Origin of the sequence: Pseudomonas sp. B21-032, from assembly GCF_024748965.1 — a bacterium.
Lineage (GTDB): Bacteria > Pseudomonadota > Gammaproteobacteria > Pseudomonadales > Pseudomonadaceae > Aquipseudomonas.
The window spans coordinates 1,304,177-1,319,899 of sequence record NZ_CP087180.1 but is presented as its reverse complement, the minus strand read 5'-3'; the positions used below and the strand labels follow the sequence as shown (position 1 = coordinate 1,319,899).

Genomic DNA, 15,723 nt, shown 5'->3' with positions numbered 1-15,723 from the left:
CGGTCAGACCTCGGCAAATCCGCTGCTGATGGCGTCGCGGGCTTCGTAGGCGGCGCGTACCGGTGCGAACGAGCGCCGGTGAATCGGCGTCGGCCCCAGGCGCGCCAGGGCTTCGAGGTGCACCGGCGTCGGGTAGCCCTTGTGCCCGCCAATGCCGTAGCCGGGGTAGATCAGCTCGAACGCCGCCATCTCGCGGTCACGGGTGACCTTGGCCAGGATCGATGCCGCGGCAATCGCCGGCACCTGGCTATCGCCCTTGACCACCGGCGCCGCCGGTACCGACAGCTGCGGGCAGCGGTTACCGTCGATCAGCGCCAGTTTCGGGGTGACGCTCAGGCCTTCGACGGCACGCTGCATGGCCAGCATGGTGGCGTGAAGGATGTTGAGCTGGTCGATTTCCTCGACCTCGGCGCGGGCGATGCAGAAGCTCAGGGCCTTCTCACAAATCTCGTCAAAAAGCTTTTCACGCTTGGCTTCGGTGAGCTTCTTCGAGTCGTTGAGCCCCAGAATCGGCCGCTGCGGGTCGAGAATCACCGCCGCCGTCACCACTGCGCCGCACAGCGGGCCACGGCCCACTTCGTCGACACCGGCGACCAGGTCCTCGACCAGGTTGAAGTCCAATCCCATTTGCATCTATCGGTTTTCCAGCAGGGCCAGCACCGCGTCAGCTGCCTGGTTCGAGGCATCGCGGCGCAGGGTACGGTGAATCTGGTCAAAGCCTTCGGTCTGCTGCACACCACCGTGCACCAGTGGCGCCAGGGTCTGGGCCAGGGCCTCAGCAGTGGCAGCTTCCTGCAGCAACTCGGGCACCAGCATGCGCTGGGCCAGCAGGTTGGGCAGCGACACGTAGGGGCTTTTTACCAGGCGTTTCAAAATCCAGTAGGTCAGCGGCGCCAAGCGGTAGGCAACCACCATCGGCCGCTTGAACAGCAGCGCTTCGAGGGTGGCGGTACCAGAGGCGATCAGCACCGCGTCGCAGGCGGCCAGGGCCTGGTGCGAGCGACCGTCGAGCAGGGTCACCGGCAGGTCGCGGCCCTGGAGCATCTGCTCAAGCTGGGCACGGCGCTCGGCATTGGCACACGGGGATATAAAACGTACCCCCGGCACCAGCTCGCGCAAACGCTGGGCGGTATCAAGAAACAGCGCACCCAGGCGCCCTACTTCACCGCCACGGCTGCCGGGCATCAGGGCAACCAGCGGCCCGTCGGCCAGGCCCAGCTGTTCACGGGCACCAGCCCGATCGGCGTCCAGCGGAATGCTGTCGGCCAACGGGTGGCCGACGAAGCGCACCGGCACGCCCTTCTCTTCATAGAATTTGGCTTCGAACGGAAACAGCGTGAGCATCAGGTCGCAACCTTCGCGAATCTTCAGCACGCGCTTCTGCCGCCAGGCCCAGACCGACGGGCTGACGTAATGCACGGTCTTGATCCCGGCCTTGCGCAGGTTCAGTTCGATGTTGAGGGTAAAATCCGGGGCATCGATGCCGATGAACACATCCGGGCGCTCGGCGATCAGGGTCTGGATCAGCTCCTTGCGGCGCTTGAGCAGCTCGCGCAGGCGCCCTAGCACCTCGACCAGGCCCATCACCGCCAGGCGTTCCATGGGGAAGTACGAAGTCAGGCCTTCAGCCTGCATCAACGGCCCACCCACGCCAATGAAGCGTACCTGCGGATGACGCGCCTTGAGCGCGCGCATCAACCCGGCGCCGAGAATATCGCCGCTGGCCTCACCTGCCACCAGCGCTACACAAAGCTCGGCCATGTCAGCGGGTGATGCCGCGGGTGGAGTTCTGGATCGACTTGAGGAACACGTCGACTTCAGGGAACTGGGTAGCCGGCTCGGCCAGCTCGGCAATCGCCTGCTCGACGGTCAGGCCCTGGCGGTAGACCACCTTGTAGGCGCGGCGCAGGGCGTGAATGGCGTCTTCGCTGAAACCACGACGGCGCATGCCCTCGAAGTTCATGCTGCGCGCTTCGGCCGGGTTGCCGAACACCGTGACGTAGGCCGGCACGTCCTTGCCGATCGCCGTGCCCATGCCGGAAAAGCTGTGGGCGCCGATGTGGCAGAACTGATGGACCAGGGTGAACCCGGAAAGGATCGCCCAGTCGTCGACGTGCACATGGCCAGCCAGCGCGGTGTTGTTGACCAGGATGCAGTGGTTGCCGATGACGCTGTCGTGACCGATGTGGGCATAGGCCATGATCAGGTTGTGATCACCCAGGGTGGTTTCCGAGCGGTCCTGCACGGTGCCACGGTGGATGGTCACGCCTTCGCGGATCACATTGTGATCACCGATCACCAGGCGCGTGGCTTCACCCTTGTACTTGAGGTCAGGGGTGTCTTCGCCTACCGAAGAAAACTGGTAGATGCGGTTGTGCCGACCGATGCGGGTCGGCCCTTTGAGAATCACGTGCGGACCGATCACGGTCCCCTCGCCGATCTCGACCCCGGCACCGATGATCGACCAAGGGCCTACCTCGACACCGTCGGCGAGCTTCGCCGATGGATCGATGATTGCCCGAGGGTCAATCAAACTCATAGTTTGCGTTCCGCGCAGATGATCTCGGCCGAGCATACCGGCTTGCCGTCAACCGACGCCTGGCACTCGAACTTCCAGATCTGGCGCTTGCAGCTGATGAACTTGGCCTCGAGGATCAGCTGGTCACCCGGCAGCACCGGCTGGCGGAAGCGCAGCTTGTCGGAACCGACGAAGTAGTACAGGGTACCGTCCGCAGGTTTGACGTCGAGCATCTTGAAGCCGAGGATACCGGCCGCCTGGGCCATGGCCTCGATGATCAGCACGCCCGGCATGATCGGGTGCGCCGGGAAGTGACCATTGAAGAAAGGTTCGTTGATGCTGACATTCTTGTAGGCACGAATGCGCTGGGCCTCGACGTCCAGTTCCACCACCCGGTCCACCAGCAGGAACGGGTAACGGTGAGGCAGGTATTCGCGAATCTCGTTGATGTCCATCATTTCGGGGGGAAGCCTGTAGTAAAGATAGGGAGCGCCGGTTTTCACACGGCGCTCCTTTAGCAAATCAAAGAGTCAGTCTAGGGCTGTTCGCTCTTGATCAGGAAATGGTATCAGCCTTCTGATGAAGCTTTATCGCCAGAGGTCACGGCGGCGAGACGCTTTTCCAGTTGTTGAAGGCGTTTTGACATCTCATCCAGCTGGCGAATTCGCGCGGCGCTTTTGCGCCACTCGGCCAGCGGCTGCATCGCCGTACCGGAAGAATAAGCGCCTGGCTCGGTAATCGAGCGCGTCACCATGGTCATCCCGGATACGAAAACGTTGTCGCAGACATCGATGTGTCCAACCATGCCGACACCGCCGGCAATGGTGCAATGCTTGCCGATCTTGGTGCTGCCGGAAATCCCGACACACGCCGCCATCGCCGTATGATCGCCGATCTGCACGTTATGGGCGATCTGGATCTGGTTGTCGAGCTTGACCCCGTCACCGATGCGGGTGTCGGCCAGTGCGCCGCGGTCGACCGCAGTGTTGACGCCGATCTCGACATCATCGCCGATGCTCACGCCGCCGATCTGGGCGATCTTCTGCCACACGCCTTTCTCGTTGGCAAAGCCGAAGCCTTCGCCGCCGATCACTGCGCCCGACTGAATGACCACACGCTTGCCGATACGCACGTCGTGGTACAGGGTCACCCGCGGGGCCAGCCAGCCGCCCTCACCGATCACGCAGCGCGCGCCGATGAAGCACTGGGCACCGATAGTCACACCCGGGCCGATCTGCGCACCGCTCTCGATCACCGCGCAGGCACCAATGCTGGCGCTGGCATCGACCTGGGCATCGGCGGCAACCACGGCGCTGGGATGAATTCCCGCTACAGCCCTGGGCTTTGGATCGAACAGGTGGGAGATGCGCGCGTAGGCGAGGTACGGGTCGGGAACGATCAGGGCGTTGCCGGCAAAACCTTCGGCGTCGGCCGGCTTGAGCAGGATCGCCGCCGCCTGGGTTTCACCCAGGTACTTGCGGTACTGTGGGTTGGCGAGGAAGCTCAACTGCCCAGGCCCGGCTTCCTGAAGGGTTGCCAGGCCAGTGATTTCCAGCTCCTCGGGGCCACTCAGGGTGGCTCCGAGGAACTCGGCCAGCTGACCGAGTTTCATGGTCACGGTCATGATCAACGGGACTGGTTCATGCGCTCGATGACCTGGCGGGTGATGTCGTACTGAGGTTTGACATCAATGACCGCGCCACGCTCGAGAACCAGGTCGAAACCGCCTTTCTTGATCACTTCTTCAACTGCGCCATCCAGCTTGGGCTTCAGTTGCTTGAGCATTTCGCGGTCGGCCACGGCCTTGGACTCGTTCAGCTCCTTGGACTGGAACTGGAAGTCACGGGCCTTTTGCTTGTATTCAAGCTCCAGGCGCTCGCGCTCTGGCTGGGCCATCTTGTCGCCACCGGCACGGATGCGGTCGGCAATGCCCTTGGCGCTGCTTTCCAGGTTCTTCAGCTTGGTCAGCTGCGGGCCGAATTTCTTCTCGGCATCGACGGCGTACTTCTTCGCCGCGTCCGATTCGAGCAGGGCCATTTGATAGTTCAGCACAGCAACTTTCATTTCGGCGAAAGCCGGGGTTGCGATCAGGGTCGCAGCCAGTACTGCCAGTTGAGTCAACTTACGCACGATGCACTCCTACAGAATCCGTTGTCGTTAGCAAGGGGCAGACCTTAGAAGGTCTGGCCCAGAGAGAATTGGAACACCTGGGTATCGGCTTCGTCCGGCTTCTTCACCGGCATTGCCAGGCTGAAGCTCAACGGACCGAGCGCGGTAATCCAGGTCACGCCCAGGCCGACGGAGCTGGCCAGGCCCGACAGGCCGACCTTCTCGCAGTCCGGCTTGGAACCGCAGTTGGTGTCGAAAACGTTACCCACATCCCAGAAGACCGAGGTGCGCAGCGAGCGTTGGTCCTTGACGAACGGCAGCGGGAACAGCAGCTCTACACCACCCTGGACGAGAACGTTACCACCAAATGGCAGCGGGTCCTGATCCGGGTCGGCGATGGTGCCCTGGTTACCGGTGACATCCGCGCCACGGCTCGGGGTACTGCGTGGACCGAGACTGCTGTCCTTGAAGCCACGAACCGAGTTGAAACCACCGGCGTAGTAGTTCTCGTAGAACGGCAGGCCTGAAGTGCCGCCAAAACCGTCACCATAGCCCAGTTCGGTGTGCAGGCGCAGGGTGTAGTCGTTATTGATTGGCTTGAACAGCTGGCCACGATAATCCAGTTTGAAGAACGACAGGTCGCTACCCGGGGTAGTGGCTTCCAGCACCAGGCTTTGCGAGTGACCGCGAGTAGCCAGTACGCCCTTGTTCAGGGTCGACTCGGACCAACCGGCCGAGGCCTTGAAGTTCAGGTACTTGTCGCCTTCTTCGTTAACGAACTTGAAGATCTCGTCAACAGTGTACTTACCGGTCTTGATCTCGTCCTGCTGTACGGTCAGGCCGAAGGTCAGGCGCGAGGTTTCGCTGATCGGGTAACCGACGCTGACACCGGCACCCAGGCTGTCGACCGCATAGCTTGCCACGTCGACGTCGAGGTCATCGTAGTCGGTGGTGCGATAGAAGGCGTTGTAGCCCAGGCTGACGCCGTCGGCAGTCCAGTAGGGGTCGACATAGCCGAAGTTGTAACGGCTCTGGTATTCACTGCGGGTCAGGCCCAGGGAAACCTTGTTACCGGTACCGAGGAAGTTGTTCTGGCTGATCGAACCACCGAGGATCAGACCTGCGCTCTGGGCGAAACCGACGCTGGCGGTGATCGAACCGGAGGCTTGCTCTTCAACGCTGTAGTTGACGTCGACCTGGTCGTCGGTGCCCGGAACGGCCGGGGTCTCGACGTTGACTTCCTTGAAGAAGCCCAGGCGCTCCAGACGGGTCTTGGACTGGTCGATCAGGTAGGTCGACGCCCAGCCGCCTTCCATCTGGCGCATTTCACGACGCAGCACTTCGTCCTCGGACTTGGTGTTGCCACGGAAGTTGATGCGGTTGACGTAGGCACGCTTGCCCGGGTCGACCACGAACATGATGTCGACGGTGTGGTCTTCGTCGTGCGGCTGCGGCACGCCGTTGACGTTGGCGAAGGTGTAGCCCTCGTTACCCAGGCGACGGGTGATCAGCTCGGAGGTGGTGGTCATCACCTTGCGCGAGAATACCTGGCCAGGCTGTACCAGCAGCAGCGACTTGACCTGGTCTTCAGGCACCTTGAGGTCGCCGGAAAGCTTGACGTCACGAACGGTGTACTTCTCGCCTTCGTTGACGTTGACGGTGATGTAGACGTGCTTCTTGTCCGGGGTGATCGACACCTGGGTGGAAGCGATGTCCATGTTGATGTAGCCGCGGTCCAGGTAGTAGGAACGCAGGCGTTCCAGGTCACCGGAGAGTTTTTCGCGGGCGTACTTGTCATCGTTCTTGAAGAACGACAGCCAGTTGGTGGTCTTGAGCTCGAACAGGCCGATCAGGTCTTCATCGGCGAAGACGGTGTTGCCGACCACGTTGATGTGCTGGATGGCAGCAACGGTGCCTTCGTTGATCTTGATCTTCAGGCCCACGCGGTTGCGCGGCTGCGGCACCACTTCGGTGTCGACCTCGGCCGAGTAGCGGCCCTGGGCAACGTACTGGCGCTGCAGTTCGTTGCGCACGCCTTCAAGGGTGGCACGCTGGAAGATCTCGCCTTCGGACAGACCGGACTGCTTCAGACCCTTCATCAGGTCTTCGGTGCTGATCGCCTTGTTGCCTTCGATCTCGATGCTCGACACCGAAGGACGCTCGACCACGGTAATGATCAGGACGTTGCCGTCCCGGCTCAGTTGGATGTCCTGGAAGAATCCGGTCTTGAACAGGGACCGGGTGGATTCCACCAGGCGCCGGTCATCGGCCTCATCGCCGACGTTCAATGGCAAGGCACCAAAAACGCTGCCCGCGGAAACCCGCTGCAGACCATTGACACGAATATCGGAGATGGTGAAGGACTCGGCGTGAACTTCAGCGATCATCAGTACGGCGAGAACCGCAGTTAGCAGCAGACGTTTCATGAAGTCCTTTCTTATTCCAACTGGCAATAAACGACCCGCCGCGGGACGCGGCAGGTTCGCAATTGAGCGAAGCTTTACAGTCGACCCAAATCGTTGATCAGGGCAAGCAACATCACCCCGACTACCAAACTGATACCGATCTGGATCCCCCAACCTTGCACCCGATCCGAGAGCGGACGACCACGCGCCCACTCGATCAGGTAGAACAGCAAATGCCCCCCATCCAGTACAGGAATGGGCAGCAAATTAAGAACCCCCAGGCTAATGCTCAGGTAGGCGAGGAAATTCAGGAAATCTCCAACGCCGGACTGGGCCGAAGCGCCCGCCACTTTAGCAATGGTTATCGGTCCGCTCAAGTTTTTTACCGAGAGCTCGCCGAACAGCATTTTCTTCAGCGATTCGAGGGTCAGCACGCTCATGTTCCAGGTGCGTGAAAGCCCCTCCGCCACAGCCTCGAGCGGCCCATAGCTGACCTCGCGAAGCATGGCATCCGGCCATTTCACCGCCTTGACCCCGGCCCCGAGGTAACCCGTGGCCGATTGGCCTTCGCCGCGGCTGGCCAGGGTTACCGGCAGTTCCAGCGGCGCGCCGTCACGCTCGATGCGCAGGACAATCTTGCTGCCAGCGCGGCCACGCACGGTATCAACCACTTGTTGCCAGTCGTTCAGCACCTGGCCATCGAGGGCCAGCAGACGGTCGCCGGTTTTCAGCCCCGCGGCCTGCGCCGGGCCCTTGGGGTCGAGTTCAGCCAGCACCGGCGGCAACGCCGGGCGCCACAGGCGCAGGCCCAGGGAGCGGATCGGGTCGGGCTCGTCGGCGCCCTTGAGCCAGTTGTTCAGGGTCAGCACGTGGGGGCTGTCGACGCTCGCACCCTCTTCCCGCACGCTGATGTGCAACTGGCCACTCTCGCCCAGTCGACGGATCAGTTGCAGGTTGACCGCAGCCCAGCCACTGGTCGGTTTGCCATCAATGGAAACAATTTCCTGGCCTGCCTTGAGCCCGGCCACCTCGGCAATACTCCCGGCCTCGACCGCACCAATGACCGGGCGCTCCTGCTGGGTGCCGACCATGGCCAGAATCCAGAAGAAAAAAATCGCCAACAGAAAGTTGGCCACCGGGCCCGCCGCCACAATTGCGATTCGCTGACGCACCGACTTGCGGTTGAACGACTGCTCGACCTGGTCGCGTGGCACTTCGCCTTCGCGCTCATCGAGCATTTTCACGTAGCCGCCCAGCGGGATCGCCGCAACCACGAACTCGGTGCCATGGCGGTCGTGCCAGCGCAACAGCGGCATGCCAAAACCCACGGAGAAACGCAAAACCTTGACGCCGCAACGCCGGGCCACCCAGAAGTGACCAAATTCGTGAAAGGTGACCAGCACACCCAATGCCACCAGGGTGCCGATAATCATGTAGAGCGCACTCATGTCTCTCTCCGAATGACGTTCAGCGGCACCGGGCCTGACGCATTACTGCGCCAGACCTCAGCGGCCGTGATGAGCCAACCATTGTCCGGCCAGTTGCCGCGCGCGCTGATCGGCGGCAAACACCGCATCAAGCGACTCGACCGCAACCACCGGCTCCTGATCGAGCACTTGTTCGATCATACTCGCGATCTCGGGGAAGCGGATGCGCCGCTGGAGAAATGCCTCCACCGCCACTTCATTGGCCGCGTTGAGCATCGCCGGCGCACTGTTGCCTGCCTCCGCCGCCTCGCGGGCCAGGCGCAAGCACGGGAAACGCTGCTCGTCCGGGGCCTTGAAGTCCAGGCGGGCAACCGCGAACAGGTCCAGTGGTGCCACCCCCGAATCGATCCGCTCCGGCCAGGCCAGGGCATTGGCGATCGGCGTGCGCATGTCCGGGTTGCCCAACTGGGCCAGCACCGACCCATCGACATAATCGACCAGCGAGTGGATCACACTTTGCGGGTGCACCACCACCTCGACCTGGCTGGGCCGGGCATCGAACAGCCAGCAGGCCTCGATCAACTCCAGGCCCTTGTTCATCATGCTTGCCGAGTCGACGGAAATCTTGCGGCCCATCGACCAGTTCGGGTGGGCACAGGCCTGCTCGGGGCTGACATCCATGAGCTCGGCCATCGGCGTTTCACGAAACGGCCCGCCGGAGGCGGTCAACAGGATGCGGCGCACGCCTACCTGGGCCAGGCCGCGGGAATAATCACCCGGCAGGCACTGGAAGATCGCATTGTGCTCACTGTCGATCGGCAGCAGTACAGCGCCACTGCGCCGCACTGCCTGCATGAACAAGGCGCCAGACATCACCAGCGCTTCCTTGTTGGCCAGCAGCACCTTCTTGCCCGCCTCGACCGCCGCCAGGGTCGGACGCAGGCCGGCGGCGCCGACAATCGCCGCCATCACGGCATCGACCTCGGCAGCCGCAGCCACCTGGCACAAGCCCTGCTCACCGACCAGCACCTCGGTGCTCGAACCTGCAGTTGCCAGACCTTCACGCAGTTGCTGTGCAGCCTCGGCCGAAGGCACCACGGCAAATACCGGGGTGTGACGCAGACACAGTGCCAGCAACTCCTGCAAGCGCGAATAGCCGCTCAGGGCAAACACCTGGTAACGATCCGGGTGACGGGCAATTACATCGAGGGTGCTAAGACCAATGGAACCGGTCGCACCCAGTACGGTAATACGCTGCACGCCGCTCACATCACGCCCCAATTGGCTGCCCAGAGCAGCACCGCAAACACCGGGATCGCCGCAGTGAGGCTGTCGATACGGTCCAGCACGCCGCCGTGACCGGGCAGCAGGTTGCTGCTGTCCTTGATCCCGGAGCGGCGCTTGAACATGCTTTCGGTCAGGTCACCCACCACCGATACCAGCACCACCACGCCTGCGCCCAACAAGCCCAGCAACAGCTCGCCGATGCTCCAGTCACGGTAGATACCCACCGCCGCGGTAATCACCAGGCTCAGGGCCAGGCCGCCATAGACGCCTTCCCAGCTCTTGCCCGGGCTGACCTGCGGGGCCAGCTTGCGCTTGCCGAAGGCACGGCCGGAGAAATACGCACCGATATCCGCCCCCCAGACCAGCACCATGACCGCCATGATCAGCCAGTTGCCCAGCGGCCATTGCTTGAGCAACACCAGGCCTTGCCAGGCCGGCAGCAGGATAAGCAAACCGATCAGCAAGCGGCAGGCCACGCTGGCCCACAGCTCGCTGCTGCGCGGGTAGGTCAATACCAGCCAGGTCGCCAGCCCCCACCACAACACCGACGCGCCCAATACCCACGGCGCCAGTTCCGGCATCAGGTAGAGCAGCATCAGCAGCCCTGCAACTACAGCCGCGTACGCCACCCGCAGGGCCTGGCCGACCAGGCCGGCCAGGCGTGCCCATTCCCAGGCGCCAAGGGTCACCACCACGCCGATGAACAGGGCAAAGTCGCCGCCGTTCAGCAGGAAGAAGCCACACAGGGCGATCGGCAACAGGATCAGCGCAGTAATGATGCGTTGTTTAAGCATTAAGCACGGGCTCCAGCTTCGACCTGCTCGCTGGTTTTACCGAAGCGGCGCTGGCGCGAAGCGAAATCGGCCAGCGCAGTACGCATGGCCTCGTGTTTGAAGTCCGGCCAGAACAGGTCGGAAAAGTACAACTCGGCGTAGGCCAGCTGCCACAGCAAGAAATTGCTGATGCGGTGCTCACCACCGGTACGGATGCACAGATCGGGCAGCGGCAGGTCGCCTGTCGCCAGGCAGGTCTGCAGCAGCTCGGGGGTGATGTCGTCCGGGCGCAGGTGACCGGCCTGGACTTCCCGCGCCAGGCGCTGGGCGGCCTGGGCGATATCCCACTGACCACCGTAGTTGGCGGCGATCTGCAGGATGAATCGATTGGCGCCGGCGGTCGCCGCTTCGGCCTCACGCATGGCAGCCTGCAGCTCAGGGTGAAAGCGCGAGCGGTCACCGATGATGCGCAGGCTGATATTGTTGTCGTTGAGGCGCTTGGCTTCCCGGCGCAAGGCCGAGAAGAACAACTCCATCAACGCTCCGACCTCTTCGGCCGGGCGCTGCCAGTTCTCGCTGGAAAAGGCGAACAGGGTCAGCACCTCGACCTTGGCCTCGGCGCACACTTCGATGACCGCGCGCACCGCATCGACACCGGCCTTGTGCCCGGCGACACCGGGCAACAGGCGCTTCTTCGCCCAGCGATTATTCCCATCCATGATGATCGCGACATGGCGCGGCACCGATGGGGACACACCTTGCTTGGTCTTTTCCATTAAAAAAAGTCCCGACCCTTAAACGGCCATCAGGTCCTTTTCTTTCTCTTCGGTGGCCTTGGTGATCTGGGCCTCGGTATCTTTCGTCAGCTTGTCGATATCAGCGATGGCGCGACGTTCTTCGTCTTCGCTGATTTCCTTGTCTTTGACCAGCTTCTTCAGTTCACCCAGAGCATCGCGGCGAATGTTGCGCACAGCCACGCGAGCGTCTTCGGCCGCACTGCGCGCCTGCTTGGTGAAGCCCTTGCGGGTTTCTTCAGTCAGGGCTGGCATGGTGATCAGCAGCAACTCACCCAGGTTGGTCGGGTTGAGGTTCAAACCGGCGCTCTGGATGGCCTTGTCAACGGCAGCGAGCATGTTGCGCTCGAAAGCCACGACCTGCAGGGTGCGCGAATCTTTAACGGTGACGTTGGCGACGCCGCTGATCGGGGTGTCGGTACCGTAGTAAGGCACCATCACGCTTGCCAGGATGCTTGGGTGTGCCTTGCCGGTGCGAATCTGGCCGAACGCATAAGCCAGAGACTCCAGGGATTTCTGCATACGCGCTTGAGCGTCTTTCTTGATTTCGTTGATCATTTTTGAACTTCCTCGATCAGAGTTCCTTCAGCGCCGCCATGCACGATGTTCAGCAGGGCGCCGGGCTTGTTCATGTTGAAGACGCGCAGCGGCATCTTGTGATCGCGGCAAAGGCAGATTGCCGTCAGGTCCATCACGCCCAGCTTGCGATCCAGCACTTCATCGTAGGTCAGATGATCGAACTTCTCGGCATGCGGGTCTTTGAATGGATCTGCAGTGTATACACCATCGACCTTGGTTGCCTTCAATACCACGTCGGCATCGATTTCGATGGCGCGCAGGCAAGCGGCGGAGTCGGTGGTGAAGAACGGGTTGCCGGTACCGGCAGCGAAGATGACCACTTCTTTGGAGTTCAAGTGGCGCATGGCTTTGCGACGATCATAGTGATCGGTAACGCCAACCATGGAGATGGCCGACATGACGATCGCGGTAATGTTGGCGCGCTCAAGCGCATCGCGCATGGCCAAGCCATTCATCACGGTCGCCAGCATGCCCATGTGGTCGCCAGTGACGCGGTCCATGCCGGCTGCACTGAGCGCCGCACCACGGAACAGGTTGCCACCACCGATCACCAAACCTACCTGAACACCGATGCCGACCAGCTGGCCGACTTCCAGCGCCATGCGATCCAGGACCTTGGGGTCGATCCCGAACTCTTCCGAGCCCATCAGGGCCTCGCCGCTAAGCTTGAGTAGAATGCGTTTATAGCGAGCTTGATAACCACTGCCCTGCTGAGCCATTGCGAATCTCTCCTGCGGCGTTTGTAAAAAAATCTGGCGGGCTGTTTTCAGCCTGCGCGTAACTCTAGCGTGGCGCAGCTACTGCGCCAGCGAAAGGCGGTCTCGTAAACCGCTCTCGCTTTGACAAAGAGGCTGCGCGCGTGAGCGGGCAGCCTCTTCGGGGCGACAGAGGTGAATCTGTCTTATTGCTTGGCAGCAGCCAGCTGGGCAGCAACTTCTTCAGCGAAGTTGTCGACCGGCTTCTCGATGCCTTCGCCTACTTTGAAGTAGGTGAACGAAACGATTTCAGCACCGGCTTTCTTGGCCAGCTCGCCAACCTTGACTTCCGGGTTCATGACGAAGGCTTGCTCGACCAGCGAAGCTTCGGCCAGGAACTTCTTGATGCGACCGTCGATCATGTTGGCGACGATGTTCTCAGGCTTGCCCTTCATCTTCTCTTCGTTCAGCTGCATGAATACAGCCTTCTCGCGCTCGATTGCTTCAGCGGAGACTTCCGAAGGGTTGAGGAACTCTGGGTTGCTGGCAGCCACGTGCATGGCGATTTCTTTGGCCAGCTGGACGTCGCCGCCCTTCAGGACAACAGCAACACCGATCTTGTTACCGTGCAGGTAGGTACCGACAACGTCACCTTCAACGCGCACCAGGCGACGGATGTTGACGTTCTCACCAACCTTGGCAACCAGCGCTTCACGAGCAGCTTCACGCGAAGCGATCAGCGGAGCGGCGTCGGTCAGTTTTTCAGCGAAAGCCTGTTCAACGCTTTCAGCGACGAAGTTTTTGAAGTCGTCTTGCAGGGCCAGGAAGTCGGTCTGCGAGTTCACTTCCAGCAGGACGGCGGACTTGTCGTCGGCCTTGATGGCGATAGCGCCTTCAGCAGCAACGTTGCCAGCCTTTTTGGCGGCCTTGATGGCGCCCGAAGCACGCATGTCGTCGATGGCTTTTTCGATGTCGCCGCCGGCCTTGGTCAGGGCCTTCTTGCAGTCCATCATGCCTTCGCCGGTACGCTCGCGCAGTTCTTTGACCAGCGCTGCAGTAATCTCTGCCATTTCAAAATCCTCTTGGATAGGTTTTCAACCATTCCACCCGATACTGACGGGCGTTCAATTCTGTAAATCCACTTGCCAGCACTCATGCAGTAACAAGGTTGCAACGGCGATGCTGACAGGAGGATTTCAAGGTGGCAAAAAGGGGGCAAAGCCCCCTTTTCGCGTGCCGAGTAGACGCTAAGCGTCAGTTACTCAGGCTTCGGCAGCCGGTGCTGCTGCTTCTTCGGCGTACACTTCGGTACCGCCAGCAACGTTGTTGCGGCCACGGATCACGGCGTCAGCCATCGAACCCATGTACAGCTGGATAGCGCGGATGGCGTCATCGTTACCTGGGATGATGTAGTCAACGCCTTCTGGGCTGGAGTTGGTATCGACAACGCCGATGACCGGGATGCCCAGCTTGTTGGCTTCGGTGATAGCGATGCGCTCGTGGTCAACGTCGATCACGAACAGGGCATCAGGCAGGCCGCCCATGTCCTTGATACCGCCCAGGCTGCGATCCAGTTTTTCCAGATCACGGGAGCGCATCAGGGCTTCTTTCTTGGTCAGCTTGGCGAAAGTGCCGTCTTCGGCCTGGGTTTCCAGGTCGCGCAGACGCTTGATCGAAGCGCGGATGGTCTTGTAGTTGGTCAGCATGCCGCCCAACCAGCGGTGATCGACGTACGGCGAACCGCAACGTGCTGCTTCTTCAGCAACGATCTTGCCAGCGGAACGCTTGGTGCCGACGAACAGAATCTTGTTTTTGCCCTGGGCCAGACGCTCGACGAAAGTCAGTGCGTCGTTGAACATTGGCAGGGTTTTTTCAAGGTTGATGATGTGGATCTTGTTGCGCGCGCCGAAAATGTACTTGCCCATTTTCGGGTTCCAGTAACGGGTTTGGTGACCGAAGTGCACACCGGCCTTCAGCATATCGCGCATGTTGACTTGGGACATGATAGTTCCTTGATAAGTCGGGTTGGGCCTCCACGTATCCCAATGACCAACCCGTGATCCGCAGATCAAAGGCACCCAGGTCATCGTGTCGACACGTGTGTGGGTTTAGTGCTTGCGGAGCTATCCCCGGAAAGCGGCGCATTTTATACCACACAAGCTCGCCGAGCGAAACCCGAATTACCATAGAACGTCACCGGCTTTTGCACACACCGCCCATTAGCGCCAGAATGGCCCCTATTATAAAGGCTGTATCAGCGCCATAGCCGCCTGAATCGGGCTTCGCTCTGTTAGAATCCGGCCTTTCCCCAGATTATTCGCGCCTTGCTGCGCCGTAGAGAGCCTGTAATGACCGTTACCATCAAAACCGCCGAAGACATCGAAAAGATGCGCATCGCCGGCCGCCTGGCCGCCGAAGTCCTGGAGATGATCGAAGAGCACGTCAAGCCCGGTGTCACCACCGAGGAGCTCGACCGCCTGTGCCACGACTACATCGTCAACGTCCAGCAGGCTATCCCGGCGCCGCTCAACTACAAAGGCTTCCCCAAGTCGATCTGCACCTCGGTCAACCACGTGGTCTGCCACGGCATCCCCGGTGACAAGCCGCTCAAGGATGGCGACACCCTGAACATCGACGTCACGGTGATCAAGGACGGCTACCACGGCGACACCAGCCGCATGTTCCACGTCGGCAACGTGCCCGTCTGGGCCGAACGCCTGTCGCAGATCACCCAGGAATGCATGTACAAGGCCATCGAGCTGGTCAAGCCGGGCTGCCGCCTGGGCGACATCGGCGAAGTAATCCAGAAGCACGCTGAAAAGAACGGTTTCTCGGTGGTCCGCGAATTCTGCGGCCACGGCATCGGCAAGGTGTTCCACGAAGAGCCGCAGATCCTGCACTACGGCCGCGCCGGCACCGGCATGGAACTGAAAGAAGGCATGACTTTCACCATCGAGCCGATGATCAACCAGGGCAAGGCCGACACCAAGGTGCTGGGCGACGGCTGGACCGCCATCACCAAGGACCGCAAGCTCTCGGCCCAATGGGAACACACCCTGGTGGTGACCGCGACCGGTTACGAGATCTTCACCCTGCGCAAAGACGACACCATTCCTCGCACATCGGCCTGATTCTT

Annotated in this window: 16 protein-coding genes; 1 reads left to right on the top strand and 15 read right to left on the bottom strand. The window is 61.2% G+C overall.

Annotated features, from left to right (window positions below; genetic code table 11):
- Positions 1–3 precede the first annotated feature (3 nt).
- The 15 genes from rnhB to rpsB all read right to left on the bottom strand — a co-directional run bounded on the left by rnhB (position 4) and on the right by rpsB (position 14,590).
- The gene (gene rnhB / locus LOY54_RS05975) at positions 4–633 is read right to left on the bottom strand and encodes a ribonuclease HII (protein WP_093386668.1); all 630 of its coding nucleotides are present in this window, start codon (positions 631–633) and stop codon (positions 4–6) included.
- Complete coding sequence (lpxB, locus tag LOY54_RS05970; protein WP_093386671.1) at positions 634–1,761, bottom strand: lipid-A-disaccharide synthase; 1,128 nt, start codon at positions 1,759–1,761, stop codon at positions 634–636.
- Between the two features lies 1 nt (position 1,762).
- Positions 1,763–2,539, bottom strand: a complete 777-nt coding sequence (gene lpxA, locus LOY54_RS05965; protein ID WP_045193619.1) for an acyl-ACP--UDP-N-acetylglucosamine O-acyltransferase — start codon at positions 2,537–2,539, stop codon at positions 1,763–1,765.
- Positions 2,536–2,976, bottom strand: coding sequence for a 3-hydroxyacyl-ACP dehydratase FabZ (fabZ, locus tag LOY54_RS05960; RefSeq protein WP_010224833.1), 441 nt, complete (start codon positions 2,974–2,976; stop codon positions 2,536–2,538). The genes lpxA and fabZ overlap by 4 nt, the downstream gene beginning before the upstream one ends.
- A 110-nt stretch (positions 2,977–3,086) precedes the next feature.
- On the bottom strand, positions 3,087–4,142 hold the full coding sequence (lpxD, locus tag LOY54_RS05955; RefSeq protein ID WP_045193620.1) for a UDP-3-O-(3-hydroxymyristoyl)glucosamine N-acyltransferase: 1,056 nt from the start codon (positions 4,140–4,142) through the stop codon (positions 3,087–3,089).
- 2 nt (positions 4,143–4,144) lie between these two features.
- Positions 4,145–4,648, bottom strand: a complete 504-nt coding sequence (locus LOY54_RS05950) for an OmpH family outer membrane protein (RefSeq protein ID WP_038996736.1) — start codon at positions 4,646–4,648, stop codon at positions 4,145–4,147.
- A gap of 44 nt (positions 4,649–4,692) precedes the next feature.
- Positions 4,693–7,053 carry an outer membrane protein assembly factor BamA gene (bamA, locus tag LOY54_RS05945; protein WP_045193621.1) on the bottom strand — a complete coding sequence of 787 codons (2,361 nt, stop codon included), beginning with the start codon at positions 7,051–7,053 and terminating at the stop codon, positions 4,693–4,695.
- A 74-nt stretch (positions 7,054–7,127) separates the two neighbouring features.
- A complete protein-coding gene (gene rseP / locus LOY54_RS05940; RefSeq protein ID WP_258609808.1) occupies positions 7,128–8,480 on the bottom strand; it encodes an RIP metalloprotease RseP in 1,353 nt (450 codons plus the stop codon).
- A gap of 57 nt (positions 8,481–8,537) precedes the next feature.
- Complete coding sequence (gene ispC / locus LOY54_RS05935; protein ID WP_258609806.1) at positions 8,538–9,728, bottom strand: 1-deoxy-D-xylulose-5-phosphate reductoisomerase; 1,191 nt, start codon at positions 9,726–9,728, stop codon at positions 8,538–8,540.
- A complete protein-coding gene (locus LOY54_RS05930; RefSeq protein ID WP_045193625.1) occupies positions 9,725–10,540 on the bottom strand; it encodes a phosphatidate cytidylyltransferase in 816 nt (271 codons plus the stop codon). The genes ispC and LOY54_RS05930 overlap by 4 nt, the downstream gene beginning before the upstream one ends.
- A complete protein-coding gene (gene uppS / locus LOY54_RS05925; RefSeq protein ID WP_010224846.1) occupies positions 10,540–11,295 on the bottom strand; it encodes a polyprenyl diphosphate synthase in 756 nt (251 codons plus the stop codon). The genes LOY54_RS05930 and uppS overlap by 1 nt, the downstream gene beginning before the upstream one ends.
- Positions 11,296–11,313: 18 nt before the next feature.
- Positions 11,314–11,871, bottom strand: coding sequence for a ribosome recycling factor (gene frr / locus LOY54_RS05920; protein ID WP_045193626.1), 558 nt, complete (start codon positions 11,869–11,871; stop codon positions 11,314–11,316).
- Positions 11,868–12,611 (bottom strand): UMP kinase, encoded by a 744-nt coding sequence (pyrH, locus tag LOY54_RS05915; RefSeq protein ID WP_010224848.1) that lies wholly within the window; start codon positions 12,609–12,611, stop codon positions 11,868–11,870. The genes frr and pyrH overlap by 4 nt, the downstream gene beginning before the upstream one ends.
- Before the next feature lie 182 nt (positions 12,612–12,793).
- Positions 12,794–13,657, bottom strand: coding sequence for a translation elongation factor Ts (tsf, locus tag LOY54_RS05910; RefSeq protein WP_045193627.1), 864 nt, complete (start codon positions 13,655–13,657; stop codon positions 12,794–12,796).
- 192 nt (positions 13,658–13,849) lie between these two features.
- Positions 13,850–14,590, bottom strand: coding sequence for a 30S ribosomal protein S2 (gene rpsB / locus LOY54_RS05905; protein WP_045193628.1), 741 nt, complete (start codon positions 14,588–14,590; stop codon positions 13,850–13,852).
- Positions 14,591–14,935: 345 nt separating this feature from the next.
- Here rpsB and map point away from each other — a divergent pair, with 345 nt between their 5' ends.
- Positions 14,936–15,718, top strand: coding sequence for a type I methionyl aminopeptidase (gene map, locus LOY54_RS05900; RefSeq protein WP_093386675.1), 783 nt, complete (start codon positions 14,936–14,938; stop codon positions 15,716–15,718).
- The last annotated feature ends 5 nt before the right edge of the window (positions 15,719–15,723 follow it).

What these genes read in the sequence shown, in the direction of transcription:
- map (WP_093386675.1), top strand. Translation starts at nt 14,936, where the DNA reads ATGACCGTTACCATCAAAACCGCCGAAGACATCGAAAAGATGCGCATC.
- rseP (WP_258609808.1), bottom strand. Translation starts at nt 8,480, where the DNA reads ATGAGTGCGCTCTACATGATTATCGGCACCCTGGTGGCATTGGGTGTG.
- tsf (WP_045193627.1), bottom strand. Translation starts at nt 13,657, where the DNA reads ATGGCAGAGATTACTGCAGCGCTGGTCAAAGAACTGCGCGAGCGTACC.
- rnhB (WP_093386668.1), bottom strand. Translation starts at nt 633, where the DNA reads ATGCAAATGGGATTGGACTTCAACCTGGTCGAGGACCTGGTCGCCGGT.
- lpxA (WP_045193619.1), bottom strand. Translation starts at nt 2,539, where the DNA reads ATGAGTTTGATTGACCCTCGGGCAATCATCGATCCATCGGCGAAGCTC.
- pyrH (WP_010224848.1), bottom strand. Translation starts at nt 12,611, where the DNA reads ATGGCTCAGCAGGGCAGTGGTTATCAAGCTCGCTATAAACGCATTCTA.
- bamA (WP_045193621.1), bottom strand. Translation starts at nt 7,053, where the DNA reads ATGAAACGTCTGCTGCTAACTGCGGTTCTCGCCGTACTGATGATCGCT.
- lpxB (WP_093386671.1), bottom strand. Translation starts at nt 1,761, where the DNA reads ATGGCCGAGCTTTGTGTAGCGCTGGTGGCAGGTGAGGCCAGCGGCGAT.
- rpsB (WP_045193628.1), bottom strand. Translation starts at nt 14,590, where the DNA reads ATGTCCCAAGTCAACATGCGCGATATGCTGAAGGCCGGTGTGCACTTC.
- frr (WP_045193626.1), bottom strand. Translation starts at nt 11,871, where the DNA reads ATGATCAACGAAATCAAGAAAGACGCTCAAGCGCGTATGCAGAAATCC.
- fabZ (WP_010224833.1), bottom strand. Translation starts at nt 2,976, where the DNA reads ATGATGGACATCAACGAGATTCGCGAATACCTGCCTCACCGTTACCCG.
- LOY54_RS05930 (WP_045193625.1), bottom strand. Translation starts at nt 10,540, where the DNA reads ATGCTTAAACAACGCATCATTACTGCGCTGATCCTGTTGCCGATCGCC.
- uppS (WP_010224846.1), bottom strand. Translation starts at nt 11,295, where the DNA reads ATGGAAAAGACCAAGCAAGGTGTGTCCCCATCGGTGCCGCGCCATGTC.
- lpxD (WP_045193620.1), bottom strand. Translation starts at nt 4,142, where the DNA reads ATGACCGTGACCATGAAACTCGGTCAGCTGGCCGAGTTCCTCGGAGCC.